This is a genomic window from Burkholderia sp. MSHR3999 (assembly GCF_000833595.1).
In the GTDB taxonomy this organism is placed as follows: Bacteria; Pseudomonadota; Gammaproteobacteria; order Burkholderiales; family Burkholderiaceae; genus Burkholderia; species Burkholderia ubonensis.
In genome coordinates this window covers 1,186,797-1,201,098 of record NZ_JRFO01000006.1, presented here as the reverse complement: position 1 = coordinate 1,201,098, position 14,302 = coordinate 1,186,797, and the positions used below count along the sequence as shown (strand labels likewise).

12 protein-coding genes are annotated in these 14,302 nt (G+C 65.5%); 1 reads left to right on the top strand and 11 read right to left on the bottom strand.

The features are described from left to right. Positions 1–65: 65 nt before the first annotated feature. The gene (locus KY49_RS22760) at positions 66–2,342 is read right to left on the bottom strand and encodes a primosomal protein N' (RefSeq protein ID WP_042586708.1); all 2,277 of its coding nucleotides are present in this window, start codon (positions 2,340–2,342) and stop codon (positions 66–68) included. Between the two features lie 445 nt (positions 2,343–2,787). Beyond that, the gene (gene hemE, locus KY49_RS22755; protein ID WP_331456561.1) at positions 2,788–3,882 is read right to left on the bottom strand and encodes a uroporphyrinogen decarboxylase; all 1,095 of its coding nucleotides are present in this window, start codon (positions 3,880–3,882) and stop codon (positions 2,788–2,790) included. 153 nt (positions 3,883–4,035) lie between these two features. Between hemE and KY49_RS22750 the strand changes: the two genes are divergently transcribed. Beyond that, positions 4,036–4,833: a transporter substrate-binding domain-containing protein gene (locus KY49_RS22750; RefSeq protein ID WP_042586707.1), complete on the top strand. Its 798-nt coding sequence runs from the start codon at positions 4,036–4,038 to the stop codon at positions 4,831–4,833. A gap of 625 nt (positions 4,834–5,458) precedes the next feature. On the opposite strand, the gene KY49_RS22745 is transcribed toward KY49_RS22750, so the two are convergent. The 9 genes from KY49_RS22745 to atpB all read right to left on the bottom strand — a co-directional run bounded on the left by KY49_RS22745 (position 5,459) and on the right by atpB (position 14,232). Further along, complete coding sequence (locus KY49_RS22745) at positions 5,459–7,186, bottom strand: AMP-binding protein (protein ID WP_042586706.1); 1,728 nt, start codon at positions 7,184–7,186, stop codon at positions 5,459–5,461. A gap of 179 nt (positions 7,187–7,365) precedes the next feature. After that, positions 7,366–7,791, bottom strand: a complete 426-nt coding sequence (locus tag KY49_RS22740; RefSeq protein WP_042586705.1) for a F0F1 ATP synthase subunit epsilon — start codon at positions 7,789–7,791, stop codon at positions 7,366–7,368. 104 nt (positions 7,792–7,895) lie between these two features. Further along, positions 7,896–9,290 carry a F0F1 ATP synthase subunit beta gene (atpD, locus tag KY49_RS22735; RefSeq protein WP_029226648.1) on the bottom strand — a complete coding sequence of 465 codons (1,395 nt, stop codon included), beginning with the start codon at positions 9,288–9,290 and terminating at the stop codon, positions 7,896–7,898. A gap of 71 nt (positions 9,291–9,361) precedes the next feature. Next, positions 9,362–10,237 carry a F0F1 ATP synthase subunit gamma gene (gene atpG / locus KY49_RS22730; protein WP_010093096.1) on the bottom strand — a complete coding sequence of 292 codons (876 nt, stop codon included), beginning with the start codon at positions 10,235–10,237 and terminating at the stop codon, positions 9,362–9,364. 70 nt (positions 10,238–10,307) lie between these two features. Continuing rightward, positions 10,308–11,849, bottom strand: a complete 1,542-nt coding sequence (gene atpA, locus KY49_RS22725; RefSeq protein ID WP_042586704.1) for a F0F1 ATP synthase subunit alpha — start codon at positions 11,847–11,849, stop codon at positions 10,308–10,310. A gap of 44 nt (positions 11,850–11,893) precedes the next feature. After that, positions 11,894–12,433 (bottom strand): F0F1 ATP synthase subunit delta, encoded by a 540-nt coding sequence (locus KY49_RS22720; protein WP_042586703.1) that lies wholly within the window; start codon positions 12,431–12,433, stop codon positions 11,894–11,896. Positions 12,434–12,435: 2 nt separating this feature from the next. Next, entirely contained in the window at positions 12,436–12,906 is a 471-nt protein-coding gene (locus KY49_RS22715; protein ID WP_010093101.1) for a F0F1 ATP synthase subunit B, read from the bottom strand. A gap of 129 nt (positions 12,907–13,035) precedes the next feature. Then, positions 13,036–13,305 (bottom strand): F0F1 ATP synthase subunit C, encoded by a 270-nt coding sequence (gene atpE, locus KY49_RS22710; RefSeq protein WP_004195828.1) that lies wholly within the window; start codon positions 13,303–13,305, stop codon positions 13,036–13,038. 75 nt (positions 13,306–13,380) lie between these two features. Next, positions 13,381–14,232 (bottom strand): F0F1 ATP synthase subunit A, encoded by an 852-nt coding sequence (gene atpB, locus KY49_RS22705; protein ID WP_042586702.1) that lies wholly within the window; start codon positions 14,230–14,232, stop codon positions 13,381–13,383. Positions 14,233–14,302 lie beyond the last annotated feature (70 nt).

Genomic DNA, 14,302 nt, shown 5'->3' with positions numbered 1-14,302 from the left:
GTGCGGACGCGCGCCGGTCACGCAAGCCCCCTGCCGCGCGCATGAAAGCAGGTTGCGCCGGCCCGTCAGATATCCAGCGGGTCGACCTCGACGCTCCACCTCAGCACGCCCTTCAGCGCGCGCAGCTCGAATTGCCACGCGCGCAGCGCGTGCTGCAGCGCCGCCCGCGACGCGCTTTCGAGCAGCAGCTGCGCGCGATGCACGTTCGCGACCTTGACGATCGTCATCGGCACCGCGTCGTAGACGGTCACGCGGTCCGCGCCGGGCAGCCCCGGCAGCGCCGCCGCGGCCCGCTGCAGGAATTCGAGCGCCGCGTCGAGCGTGCGCCCTTCGGCGCGCAGCAGCGCCTGGTAGACGAACGGCGGCAGATGCGCGTCGCGGCGCTCGCCGAGCGTCGAATTCGCGAAGCCGACGTAATCGTGCCGCGCGAGCGCGTGGTACAGCGCGTGGCGCGGATAGCGCGTCTGCACGAGCACGTCGCCCGGCAGCCCGGCGCGGCCCGCGCGGCCGCTCACCTGCATCAGCTGCGCGAACAGCCGTTCGCTCGCGCGGAAATCGTGCGAGAACAGCGCGGTGTCGGCGTTGAGCACGCCGACGAGCGACACGCGCTGGAAATCGTGCCCTTTCGCGATCATCTGCGTGCCGACCAGGATGTCGACCTCGCCCGCGTGCACGTCCGAGAACAGCGCCTGCGCGCTGCCCTTGCGGCGCGTGCTGTCCGCGTCGATCCGCAGCACGCGCGCGCCGGGCACCGCCTCGACGAGCGCTTCCTCGATGCGCTGCGTGCCGCGGCCGAGCGGCGCGATGTCGACGTTGCCGCATTCGGGACACGAGCGCGGAATGCGCGCCTCCCAGCCGCAGTGGTGGCAGCGCAGCGCATGCTCGGGCTTGTGCAGCACGACGTACGCGCTGCAGCGCGGGCAGCCGGCCACCCAGCCGCACGCGTCGCACGCGAGCTGCGGCGCGTAGCCGCGCCGGTTCAGGAACACGAGGCTCTGCTCGCCGCGTTCGAGCCGCGCCTTCAGCGCCGCGACGAGCGGCCCGGACAGCCCGCCCATCGACGCTCGCCCGCGCCGCCGCTCCTCTTCGAGGTCGATCAGCCGCACGCTCGGCAGCACCGCGTCGGCCACCGCGCGCCGCGACAGCGTGAGTTTCGTATAGCGCCCCTGCTCGGCCTGCCACCAGCTTTCGAGCGACGGCGTCGCGGAGCCGAGCACGACCGGGATGCCGAGCTGCTTCGCGCGCCACACCGCGAGGTCGCGCGCCGAATAGCGCAGCCCTTCCTGCTGCTTGTAGGCCGGCTCGTGCTCCTCGTCGACGACGATCAGCGCGAGCGCCGGCAGCGACGCGAGCACCGCGAGGCGCGTGCCGAGCACGATCCGCGCGCGGCCCGTGTGCGCGGCCAGCCAGTTGCGCGCGCGCTCGCCTTCGGCGAGGCCGCTGTGCAGCGTGACGATCGCGTCGGACGCGAGCGTGCCGGCAAAGCGCGCGCGAAACGCCGCTTCGAACTGCGGCGTCAGGTTGATTTCGGGGACGAGCACGAGCGCCTGCGCATCGGGCCGCGCGTCCAGCAGCGACGCGAGCGCGTGCAGGTAGACCTCGGTCTTGCCGCTGCCGGTCACGCCGTGCAGCAGGAACGGCGCAAACCCCTGCGCGGCGCGGATCGCGTCGAGCGCCTCGTCCTGCTGGTCGGTCAGCGGCGGCGGCACGGTTCGCCCACCGCCTTGTCCACCCATTGTCGACAGGTTATCCACAGGCTTGGGCACAGGGTTGTCCGTCCAGCCGATTTCGTCAACATCGACCCAGCCTTGCGCGGCCCAGTCGTCGAGCGTCGCCGCCGCCTTCGGATGCAGCGCACGGGCGTCGGGCAGGCTCAGCGACTCGGCGTCGGCGAGCGCCCCGGCCAGCCGCCGCAGCGCCGCCGCGCGCGCGGGCAACGCATCCGGCAGCGCGGCGCGGCCGGCTTCCGACAGCCGGTATCGGATCTCCGGCGCCAGCAGCCGGCCCCAGCGTCCGGCGTCGCGCAGCGCCTGCGGCAGCGCCGGCAGCGCGACCTCGCCGCGGCCGCGCTGGTAGTAGTCGGCGGCGAACGCGACGAGCGCGAGCCAATCGGCGGACAGCGGCGGCAGGTCCGCGCAGATCGCGTCGACCGCACGCAGCCGCGACGGCGGCACGTCGGTGTGAGTCGTCACTTCGCACACGAGCCCGACCGCCTGCCGCTTGCCGAACGGCACCTGCACGAGGGTGCCGGGCCCGGGCGCCGGCCGTGCGTCGCAGCGGTAATCGAACAGGGTCGCGAGCGGATGGTCGAGCGCCACCCGCAGATAGGTGCCGTCGGTCACGCGCCTCCCGTGAGCGTGCGAGCGATCCGGGTTCCGCCCCTCAATACGGGGGCGGCGGCGGCAAACTTAAAGTAAAACTTCAGATTCGTCGCTAAGTTTTGGATTCGCATTAGGAATCGCCGTATACCCTGACCAGCCTGTGGATAACTTTGTTGAGAACTTGCCTTTCATCGCGCCCGGAGCGCGTCGGGCCGAGCCTGCCGCTGCTTTTGCCGGTTCGGAACCGGGGCCCGCGAAGCCTTATTCCATAAGGCTGCTATTCAAATTCTCAGACCATAGCGGGGCAAATTGACCGATACGGGGTTCTACCGCGCTGCAACGTGGAAAATGTGTATAAGTCAAGTCTTGACAAGCCGCCGATCACCCGCCCGGGCGGGGTTGCGCCCTGTTTAGTTCAGGGCGCGAAACGCGGCCGCTCCGCACCGCAGCACGGCCGCGCCTGCAATCAGCGCGCGGCTCCGCTACGAATCGCGCGGCTGTGGTTGTGCACCTCGTCAACCAGTTCGGCGACGTGCTCGGGCGGCGTGAACTGCGAGATGCCGTGCCCGAGGTTGAACACGTGGCCCGGATGGTTGCCGTAGCTGTCGAGCACCGCGCGCGCCTGCTCGCGGATCGCGGCCGGCGGCGCAAACAGGATCGTCGGATCGAGGTTGCCCTGCAGCGCGACGCGCCCCGCGACACGTTCGCGCGCGACGCCGAAGTTGACGGTCCAGTCGAGCCCGACCGCGTCGACGCCCGTCGCCGCGATTTCCTCGAGCCACAGCCCGCCGCCCTTCGTGAAGGTGATCACCGGCACGCGCTCGCCGTCGTGCTCGCGCTTGAGCTGCGACACGACGCGGCGGATGTAGTCGAGCGAGAAGCGCTGATACGCGCCGTCGGCGAGCGCGCCGCCCCATGTGTCGAAAATCATCACCGCCTGCGCGCCCGCTTCGATCTGTGCGTTCAGGTATGCGGCGACCGCCTGCGCGTTGACGTCGAGAATCCGGTGCATCAGGTCCGGCCGCGAATACGCCATCGACTTCACGGTGCGGAAGTCGTCCGAGCCGCCGCCTTCGACCATGTAGCACGCAAGCGTCCACGGGCTGCCCGAGAAGCCGATCAGCGGCACCCGCTGGCGGCCCTGGCCGTCGGTGAGCGCGCGGCGGATCTCGCGCACCGCGTCCGTCACGTAGCCGAGCGTCGCGCCGATGTCCGGCACCGCGAGCTTCGCGACGTCCGCCTCGGTGCGCACCGGATGCGCGAACTTCGGCCCTTCGCCGACCTGGAAGTCGAGACCGAGACCCATCGCGTCGGGAATCGTCAGGATGTCCGAGAACAGGATCGCGGCGTCCAGCGGAAAGCGCTCGAGCGGCTGCAGCGTCACTTCGGTCGCGTAGTCGCGGTTCTTCGCGAGGCCGAGGAAGCTGCCCGCGCGCGCGCGCGTCGCGTTGTACTCCGGCAGGTAGCGGCCTGCCTGACGCATCAGCCAGATCGGCGTGTAGTCGGTCGGCTCGCGCAGGAGCGCACGCAGGAAGGTGTCGTTGAGCAGGGTATGAGCCACGGTGGAGGCGCCGATGCGGAAGAGGCAAAAGCGCATTTTACCGGACCGGGGCCATCCCGCCGCGTGCGCGGCGCCGATGGCGGCCATATGACGCGCGCGATGGCTCCGTTATGATCGGACACCCATATCGAAACGAACGAAGGAGGAGACCCGATGAAGCAGCTCGCCAAGATTGCCGCCGTCGCCGCGCTGGCATGTGCCGCCACCACGCACGCGCAGACGGCTCCGGGCGGCGGCACGGCAGGCGCCGGCTCGCGGCTCGACGACGTGCTCGCGCGCGGCACGCTGCGTGTCTGCACGACGGGCGACTACAAGCCGTATTCGTATTACCGCGCCGACGGCAGGTTCGAAGGCATCGACATCGACATGGCCGACGCGCTCGCGAAATCGCTCGGCGTGAAGGCCGACTACGTGAAGACGAGCTGGCCGAACCTGACCGCGGATTTCGTGGCGAAGTGCGACATCGCGGTCGGCGGCGTATCGACGACGCTCGAGCGCCAGAAGCGCGCGTTCTTCACGCAGCCGTACATGACCGACGGCAAGACCCCGATCGTGCGCTGCGCGGACGCCGACAAATACCAGACCGTCGCGCAGATCGACCGCCCCGAGACCCGCGTGATCGTGAACCCGGGCGGCACCAACGAGCGTTTTGCCAAGCAGCACTTCACGCACGCGAACGTCACCGTGTACCCGGACAACGTGACGATCTTCAAGCAGATCCTCGTCGGCAAGGCCGACGTGATGGTGACCGACGCGTCCGAGACGCTGCTGCAGCAAAAACTGAATCCGGGCCTGTGCTCGGTGCATCCGGACCAGCCGTTCCAGTTCGGCGAAAAGGCGTACATGGTGCCGCGCGGCGACGTCGTGTTCCAGCAGTACGTCGATCAATGGCTGCACCTGGCGCTCGCGAACGGCGAGTTCCGGGCGATCTCGGACAAGTGGCTGAAGTGACGCCGGCCGGGGCCGCGCCTCGGGCGGTCGGCGCGTGACGCGATGGCGCAGGCGTGCGGTTTGGCCGACCGGCCGACTGGCGCGCCCCTCGATCACGTTTCAAAATCTTTCTGACGATTGAATCGTCAGACATCGAATCCTCTGCGCATTGCACTTTTTCGCGTGCAATTGTGGACTTCGTCGAGCCTGTCGCGCACGAAAATCGCATTACGCGCACGCGATGAAAACACTTTCGATAATATTGGTAAAAATGACCTCCATGAAATCCCTTAAAACAGCAAAAAATCCCGGAAAGCCTTATCCGGCGGGCGTTACAACCTGAAACACTTTGTTACCGCGAGGGGACATCAATTCGCCCACAATGCCTTTCAACGGTTTCAACACGGATGCGGTCTCGTGTGCCAAGTGTGAGCGGACGCAAAGCACGGCGAGCCCGTCGGTTATATGCCGAAGCCCTTCCGGGGGGCATCCTTGTTGGAGTCGTTTCCGGTCTCCGGACCGGACGCGTTCCATCTTTGGTCTCCTCGCGCTAACCCCGTAGCGTGTGGTTTTTAGCGGGCTAATAAGCCCGCTTTTTTTCGTCCATCGAAAACGTGGCGGCCCGCCGGGCGCCACGTTTCCCGCGTCACGCGGTCTTCTGCACGTCGAGTTTCAGCTCGTCGATCATGCGCTGACGCATCACGAACTTCTGCACCTTCCCCGTCACCGTCATCGGCAGCTCGTCGACGAAGCGGATGTAGCGCGGAATCTTGTAGTGTGCGATCTGCCCCTGGCAGAACGCGCGCACGTCATCCTCGGTCAGCTGCTCGCCCGCGCGCAGCACGATCCACGCGCACACTTCCTCCCCGTACTTCGCGTCGGGCACGCCGAACACCTGCGCGCTCTGGATCTTCGGATGACGAAACAGGAATTCCTCGATCTCGCGCGGATAAATGTTCTCGCCGCCGCGGATCAGCATGTCCTTCAGCCGGCCGACGATGTTGCAGTAGCCGTCAGCGTCGAGCGTCGCGAGATCGCCGGTGTGCATCCAGCCGTCGATCAGCACGTCGCGCGTCTTCTCGTCGTCGTCCCAGTAGCCGCGCATCACCGAATAGCCCTTCGTGCACAGCTCGCCCGTCGCGCCGACCGGCACGATGCCGCCGCTCGGATCGACGATCTTCACTTCCAGATGAGGCTGGATGCGGCCGACGGTCGTCGTGCGCATCTCGAGCGGGTCGTCGGTCGAGCTCTGGAACGACACGGGGCTCGTCTCCGTCATCCCGTACGCGATCGTGATTTCCGACAGGTGCATCTGCGACACGACGCGCTTCATTGTCTCGATCGGGCACGGCGAGCCGGCCATGATGCCGGTGCGCAGCGACGACAGGTCGTAGTTCGCGAAGTCCGGATGGTCCAGCTCCGCGATGAACATCGTCGGCACGCCGTGCAGCGCGGTGCAGCGTTCGTCGGCAACCGCGGCGAGCGTCGCGGCCGGGTCGAACGCCTCGCCGGGGAACACCATCGCGGCGCCGGTCGACACGCACGCGAGCACGGCCAGCACCATCCCGAAGCAGTGGTAAAGCGGCACCGGAATGCACAGCGCATCCTGCTCACTGAAGCGCATCGCCTGCGCGATCGAGCGCGCGTTGTTGACGACGTTGCGGTGCGAGAGCGTCGCGCCCTTCGGGCTGCCGGTCGTGCCGCTCGTGAACTGGATATTGATCGGATCGATCGACGCGAGCGTCGCGCCGAGCGCGTCGAGCGCTTCCCGGTCGAGCGCCGCGCGGCCGCGCGCCATCACGTCGGCAAAGCGGAACATGCCGGCGGGCGCGACCTCGCCCATCGACACGATCGTACGCAGGCTCGGCACGCGCACCGCGTGCAGGTCGCCCGGCGCGCAGCACGCGAGTTCCGGCGCGATCGCCTGCAGCATGTCGACATAGCCGGACGACTTGAAGCGCTCGGCGGCGATCACCGCCTTGCAGCCGACCTTGTTCAGCGCGTATTCGATTTCCGCGAGCCGGTAGGCGGGATTGAGGTTGACGAGGATCGCGCCGATGCGCGCGGTCGCGAACTGGGTCAGCAGCCATTCGCTGCGGTTCGGCGACCAGATGCCGACGCGGTCGCCCCGCGTGATGCCGAGCGCGGCGAGGCCCGTGGCCAGCACGTCGACTTCGTCGGCGAATTCGCGCCAGCTCCAGCGTATGCGCTGCTCGCGGAACACCACGGCCGGCCGGTCGGGAAAGCGTCCGGCGGTATCCCGCAGGAACTGCCCGATCGTCGCTTCGGAAAGCGGCACGTCGGTCGCGCCGCGCACGTACGACAATCCGTTCTCGGGCGCGATCAGCGCCCGCACGCCTGGGTCTGCAGCCATGATGTCTCCGTCTTTTGTCGGTCTGATGCAGCGGACGATAGCGCGCTCCGCTGACGACACTCTGACATCGATTCTCGGCGTCCGGGCGAAATAGCACGCTCGGACGAAACCCTGACGAAACCGGGGCGAAAAAAAAAGCAGCCCGGAGGCTGCTTTCTTTTGCACGACGCACGGCTGGCTTAGTGCCGGCTGCGCATCTTCGCCAGACGCTGGATCGCTTCGAGCTGCGCCATGGCGGTCGCGAGCTCGGACTGCGCCTTCGCGAGGTCGATGTCCGACTTCGCGTTCTGCAGCGTTTCCTCGGCGCGCTTGCGCGCTTCCTCGGCCTTCGCCGAGTCGAGATCCTTGCCGCGGATCGCGGTATCGGCGAGCACCGTCACGGCGCCCGGCTGCACTTCGAGAATGCCGCCCGCGACGAACACGAACTCGTCGTTGCCGCTTTCGGTTTCGATGCGCACCGCACCCGGACGAATCCGCGTGATCAGCGGCGTGTGACCCGGCAGGATGCCCAGCTCACCCGCTTCGCCCGGCAGCGCGACGAACTTCGCCTCGCCCGAGAAGATCTGCTCTTCCGCGCTGACGACGTCTACTTTGATGGTTGCCATATCGACTCCTGGTTGAGCGTGTTACGTGGGCGCCCGTCCGCGAAAAGCCACCTGCACGGCAGCCATCGCGGACGCACGGGCGCCCGCTGCGTTACACCCGACCTTTACTGGATCTTCTTGGCCTTCTCGAAGGCTTCGTCGATCGTGCCGACCATGTAGAACGCCTGCTCCGGCAGGTGATCGCACTCGCCGTCGACGATCATCTTGAAGCCGCGGATCGTTTCCTTCAGCGGCACGTACTTGCCCGGCGAGCCCGTGAACACTTCAGCGACGTGGAACGGCTGCGACAGGAAACGCTGGATCTTACGCGCACGTGCGACCGACAGCTTGTCTTCCGGCGACAGTTCGTCCATGCCCAGAATCGCGATGATGTCGCGCAGTTCCTTGTAGCGCTGCAGCGTCTGCTGAACGCGGCGGGTGATCGTGTAGTGCTCTTCGCCGATCACGTTCGGGTCGATCTGGCGCGACGTCGAGTCGAGCGGGTCGACCGCCGGGTAGATGCCCAGCGAAGCGATGTCACGCGACAGAACGACGGTTGCGTCCAGGTGGCCGAAGGTCGTAGCCGGCGACGGGTCGGTCAAGTCGTCCGCAGGGACGTACACGGCCTGGACCGACGTAATCGAGCCCTTCTTGGTCGACGTGATGCGTTCCTGCAGCTTGCCCATTTCTTCAGCCAGCGTCGGCTGATAGCCCACTGCCGACGGCATACGGCCGAGCAGTGCCGACACTTCGGTACCGGCCAGCGTGAAACGGTAGATGTTGTCGACGAAGAACAGCACGTCGAGGCCTTCGTCACGGAAGTGCTCGGCCATCGTCAGGCCGGTCAGCGCGACGCGCAGACGGTTGCCCGGCGGCTCGTTCATCTGGCCGTACACCAGCGCGACCTTGTCGAGAACGTTCGAGTCCTTCATTTCGTGGTAGAAGTCGTTCCCTTCACGGGTACGCTCGCCCACGCCCGCGAACACGGAGTAACCGCCGTGCTCCTTCGCGATGTTGTTGATGAGCTCCATCATGTTGACGGTCTTGCCCACGCCCGCACCGCCGAACAGACCGACCTTGCCGCCCTTTGCGAACGGGCAGATCAGGTCGATGACCTTGATGCCCGTTTCGAGCAGTTCGGTCGACGGCGACAGTTCGTCGAACGCCGGCGCCTTCTGGTGGATCGAGCGGGTGTGTTCGCTCTCGATCGGGCCAGCCTCGTCGATCGGGCGGCCGAGCACGTCCATGATCCGGCCGAGGGTCGGCTTGCCGACCGGCACCGAGATCGGCTTGTTCGTGTTCTTCACCGTCAGACCGCGGCGCAGGCCGTCGGATGCACCCAGACAGATGGTGCGGACCACGCCGTCGCCCAGCTGCTGCTGGACTTCGAGCGTCAGTTCCGAGCCTTCCAGAATGAGCGCGTCGTAAATCTTCGGCATGCTTTCGCGCGGGAATTCCACGTCGATAACGGCGCCGATGCACTGTACGATCTTGCCTTCTACCAAAGCAGCAGTACTCATCGCTTTTCCTTTAAATACCTGATTCTTTACTCGCGCAAAGGCGCAGTTTCGGGTGGTCTGGCGGCTCGCGCTTAAACAGCTGCGGCGCCGCCGACGATCTCCGACAGTTCCTTCGTGATCGCGGCCTGACGGCTCTTGTTGTACACCAGCTGCAGCTCGCTGATCACGGTCTTCGCGTTGTCCGACGCAGCCTTCATCGCGACCATCCGCGCCGATTGCTCCGACGCCATGTTTTCCGCGACGGCCTGGTACACCAGCGCCTCGACGTAGCGCACCAGCAGCTCGTCGACGACAGCCTGCGCATCCGGCTCGTAGATGTAGTCCCACGACGTGGCCGGCGTGCCGTCATTCGCCTCGAAGTGCTCCGACGACAGCGGCAGCAGCTGCTCGATCACCGCTTCCTGCTTCATCGTGTTGACGAAGCGCGTGTACGCGAGATAAACCGCCGACAGCTTGCCTTCCGAGTACAGGTCGAGCTGCGTCTTCACCGCGCCGATCAGCTTGTCGAGGTGCGGGGTGTCGCCGAGGTGCACGACCTGCGACATCACCTTCGCGCCGAAGCGGTTCAGGAACCCGAGGCCCTTGCCGCCGATCGCGGTGGCTTCGACCTTCTGGCCCTTCTCTTCCAGCTCCTTGAACTTCTGCACCGTCGCGCGCAGCACGTTGGTGTTCAGACCGCCGCACAGACCCTTGTCCGTCGTGACGAGGATGATGCCGGCCGTCTTCGCGCCTTCGTTCGCCACCATGAACGGGTGGCGGTACTCCGGGTTCGCGCGGCTCATGTGCGCGGCGATGGCGCGGACCTTGTCCGCATACGGACGAGCGGCGCGCATGCGTTCCTGCGCGCGGCGCATCTTCGATGCGGCCACCATCTCCATCGCCTTCGTGATCTTGCGCGTGTTCTGCACGCTCTTGATCTTGCCGCGAATTTCCTTCATTCCAGCCATAGCTTGCTCCTTGACCGAAGCGGCGCGGGCGCGTCAAGCGGCCCGCGCGGCTTCAGTGTTCACGCGCGGATCAATAGGCACCCGACTTCTTGAAGGATTCGATCGCCGCGCGCAGCGCGCCTTCGTCGTCCTTCGAGAGGTCCTTGGTGTCTTCGATGCGCTTGATGAGGTCAGCGTGGCTGGTCTTCAGGAATTCGCGCAGGCCCTTCTCGAACGGCAGCACTTGCTTGACGTCGAGGTCGTCGAAGTAGCCGTTGTTCGCGGCGTACAGCGACACGGCCAGTTCCCACACCTGAAGCGGCTGGTACTGCGGCTGCTTCAGCAGTTCCGTCACGCGGCGGCCGCGCTCGAGCTGCTTGCGGGTCGCTTCGTCGAGGTCCGACGCGAACTGCGCGAACGCTGCGAGCTCACGGTACTGCGCGAGGTCGGTACGGATACCGCCCGACAGCTTCTTCACGACCTTCGTCTGCGCGGCGCCACCGACTCGCGACACCGACACGCCGGCGTTGATTGCCGGACGGATGCCCGCGTTGAACAGGTCGGTTTCCAGGAAGATCTGGCCGTCGGTGATCGAGATCACGTTCGTCGGAACGAACGCGGTCACGTCGCCCGCTTGCGTTTCGATGACCGGCAGTGCCGTCAGCGAGCCGCTCTTGCCCTTCACTTCGCCGTTCGTGAACTTCTCGACGTACTCTTCCGACACGCGAGCCGCGCGCTCGAGCAGACGCGAGTGCAGATAGAACACGTCGCCCGGGTATGCTTCACGGCCCGGCGGGCGGCGCAGCAGCAGCGAGATCTGACGGTATGCCCAAGCCTGCTTGGTCAAGTCGTCGTAAATGATCAGCGCGTCCTGGCCGCGATCGCGGAAGTATTCGCCCATCGTGCAGCCCGCGTACGGCGCGAGGTACTGCATGGCGGCGGAATCCGATGCCGAAGCGGCGACGACGATCGTGTATTCGAGCGCGCCGGTTTCTTCGAGCTTGCGCACCACGTTCATGATCGACGAAGCCTTCTGGCCGATCGCGACGTAGATACAGATCAGGTCCTTGCCCTTCTGGTTGATGATCGTGTCGAGCGCCACCGCGGTCTTGCCGCACTGACGGTCGCCGATGATCAGCTCACGCTGGCCACGGCCGATCGGCACCATCGAGTCGATCGACTTCAGGCCGGTCTGCACCGGCTGCGACACCGACTTGCGCCAGATCACGCCCGGGGCGATCTTTTCGATTGCGTCGGTCAGCTTCGCGTTGACCGGGCCCTTGCCGTCGATCGGGTTGCCGAGCGCGTCGACCACGCGGCCGACGAGTTCCGGGCCAACCGGGACTTCGAGAATGCGGCCCGTCGTCTTGACGATGTCGCCTTCCGAGATGTGTTCGTATTCGCCGAGAATCACCGCGCCGACCGAGTCGCGCTCGAGGTTCAGCGCGAGGCCGAACGTGTTGCCCGGGAACTCGAGCATTTCGCCCTGCATCACGTCCGACAGGCCGTGGATGCGCACGATACCGTCGGTCACGGAGATCACGGTGCCCTGGTTGCGAACGTCTGCGCTCGCTTCAAGGCCCTGGATCCGGCTCTTGATCAGCTCGCTGATCTCAGAGGGATTGAGTTGCATTATTCGCTCCTGATAGTCAATTCTGTTGCGTGCCGGCGTGGCGCTCAGGCGGTCAAGGCAGCCTGCATCGAAGCAAGGCGCGCGCGAACCGAAGAGTCGAGCACTTCGTCGCCGACCGTCACGCGCACGCCGCCGATCAGCGACGAATCGACTTCGACCGTCGGCTTCAGCTTGCGCTTGAACTTGCGCTCGAGGCTCGCGACGAGACCTTCGAGGTCCGTACCGTTCAGCGGGAATGCGCTGACGATCGTTGCGTCGGCGGCGCCTTCGCGCTCGTTCTTGAGCGCGTCGAACTGCACGGCGATTTCCGGCAGCAGCGCGATGCGATGATTGTCGACCAGCATCTGCACGAAGTTCTTCGCCTCGGCGGACGTCGCGAGCGGCGACTTCGCCGCGGCAAGCAGCAGCTCGGCCACTTGCGCGCGGGTCACCTTCGGATTCGACGCCACGGAGAGCACTTCGGGCAGATGCGCAACCTGGGCCAGCTCTTGCACGAGCGTGGACCAGGCGGCGATGTCACCCCCCTCGGCCACGCGGAACAGCGCTTCTGCGTAAGGGCGGGCGATGGTTGCAAGTTCGGCCATGATCAGAGCTCGGCTTTCAGTTGATTCAGCAGTTGGGCGTGGGCCGTTTGATCGACTTCGCGCTTCAGGATCTGCTCGGCGCCCTTCACGGCCAGCGTGGCGACTTCGCCACGCAGCGCTTCGCGCGCCTTCACGATTTGCTGTTCTGCTTCCGCTTTCGCCTGGGCGACGATGCGGGCGGCTTCAGCCTGGGCATTGGCCTTGATTTCCTCGGCGACCGCCTGGGCACGCTTTTCGGCGTCGGCGATGCGCTGCTGGCCGTCATTGCGGGCCTGCGCGAGTTCCTGGTCCACGCGCTTGTGCGCTGCGTCGAGTTCCGCCTTGCCCTTTTCCGCGGCGGCGAGGCCGTCGGCGATCTTCTTCGCGCGCTCGTCGAGGGCGTTGATCAACGGCGGCCACACGAATTTCATCGTGAACCACGCGAGGACCAGGAACACGACCATTTGCGCAAACAGAGTTGCGTTGAGATTCACGGTGTTTCCTTATCTGCTATTCCGGAAAAATGAAACGGTAAGGCGCTCATCGAGTTGCATTCGATCAGCGCCCCAAGTCTCCGTTCCGCCCTGCGCCGGCTCACGCCGGGCGCATATTTCCGAGGAACCTTAGCCTGCGAGCTTCGACAGGAGCGGGTTCGCGAACGCGAACAGCATTGCGACACCAACACCGATCAGGAACGCCGCGTCGATCAGACCAGCCAGCAGGAACATCTTCGTTTGCAGCGGGTTGATGAGTTCCGGCTGACGTGCGCATGCTTCGATGTACTTGCCACCCATCAGCGCGATACCGATACAGGCGCCGATCGCACCCAGGCCGATGATGATGCCGATACCGATGGCGGTCAGACCCTGGATGTTGGCGATGAAAGCTTGCATGATCACTCCTTTGTGAAAAGACTTGGAACTGAGATTTAAAAAACTAAAACGAAGACTCTTTTTTGCACGCCGCGCTTAGTGCTTGTCGTGCGCCTGGCCGAGATACACCAGCGTCAGCATCATGAAAATGAATGCCTGCAACAGAACAATCAGGATGTGGAAGATTGCCCAGACGCTGCCCGCGATCACGTGACCAATGAAGCCGAGGAACGTTGCGTCACCGCCGAAGCTCCACATGCTGCCGAGCAGGGCGATCAGCAGGAACACCAGCTCACCCGCGTACATGTTGCCGAACAACCGCATGCCGAGCGAGACGGTCTTCGCGACGAATTCGACGATGTTGAGCGCGAGGTTCGGGATCCACAGCGCCGGGTGCGCGCCGAACGGCGCCGACAGCAGTTCATGCACGAAGCCGCCCGCGCCCTTGATCTTGATGCTGTAGTAGATCATCAGGACGAACACGCCGAGCGCGATGCCGAGGGTGCCGTTCAGGTCGGCCGTCGGAACGATGCGATGGTGGGAAATGATGCCCGACAGGCCCAGCAGGCCGATCACGCGGCCCGGCAGGTCGACGGGGAGGAAGTCGAGGGCGTTCATCAGCGCGACCCACACGAACACGGTCAGTGCGAGCGGAGCGATGAAGGTGCGGTTGCCGTGGACGATCGCCTTCGACTGGTCTTCGACCATCTCGACGAGCATCTCGATCGCGCATTGGAAGCGGCCTGGCACGCCGGACGTCGCCTTGCGGGCAGCCAGCCGCAGCACGAGGATGGTGACGACGCCACACACGATCGACCAGAACAGCGTGTCGAGATTCCAGACATGAATGTCGAAAATCGACGTCTGATGCGAGGTGGAGAAATTCTGCAAGTGGTGCGCAATGTACTCGGACGGATCCGGACCGCGCGTGCCTTCGCTAGCTGCCATATCGTTAATGCCACCCAAATTGTCGAAAATCGTTTGCCCGATTCCGCAATACGCTATTGCGGGAACGGGC

Bases quoted from the DNA above. Each gene is read 5' to 3' on its own strand.
- atpA (WP_042586704.1), bottom strand. From the start codon at position 11,849: ATGCAACTCAATCCCTCTGAGATCAGCGAGCTGATCAAGAGCCGGATC.
- KY49_RS22720 (WP_042586703.1), bottom strand. From the start codon at position 12,433: ATGGCCGAACTTGCAACCATCGCCCGCCCTTACGCAGAAGCGCTGTTC.
- KY49_RS22745 (WP_042586706.1), bottom strand. From the start codon at position 7,186: ATGGCTGCAGACCCAGGCGTGCGGGCGCTGATCGCGCCCGAGAACGGA.
- atpB (WP_042586702.1), bottom strand. From the start codon at position 14,232: ATGGCAGCTAGCGAAGGCACGCGCGGTCCGGATCCGTCCGAGTACATT.
- KY49_RS22750 (WP_042586707.1), top strand. From the start codon at position 4,036: ATGAAGCAGCTCGCCAAGATTGCCGCCGTCGCCGCGCTGGCATGTGCC.
- atpE (WP_004195828.1), bottom strand. From the start codon at position 13,305: ATGCAAGCTTTCATCGCCAACATCCAGGGTCTGACCGCCATCGGTATC.
- atpG (WP_010093096.1), bottom strand. From the start codon at position 10,237: ATGGCTGGAATGAAGGAAATTCGCGGCAAGATCAAGAGCGTGCAGAAC.
- KY49_RS22740 (WP_042586705.1), bottom strand. From the start codon at position 7,791: ATGGCAACCATCAAAGTAGACGTCGTCAGCGCGGAAGAGCAGATCTTC.
- atpD (WP_029226648.1), bottom strand. From the start codon at position 9,290: ATGAGTACTGCTGCTTTGGTAGAAGGCAAGATCGTACAGTGCATCGGC.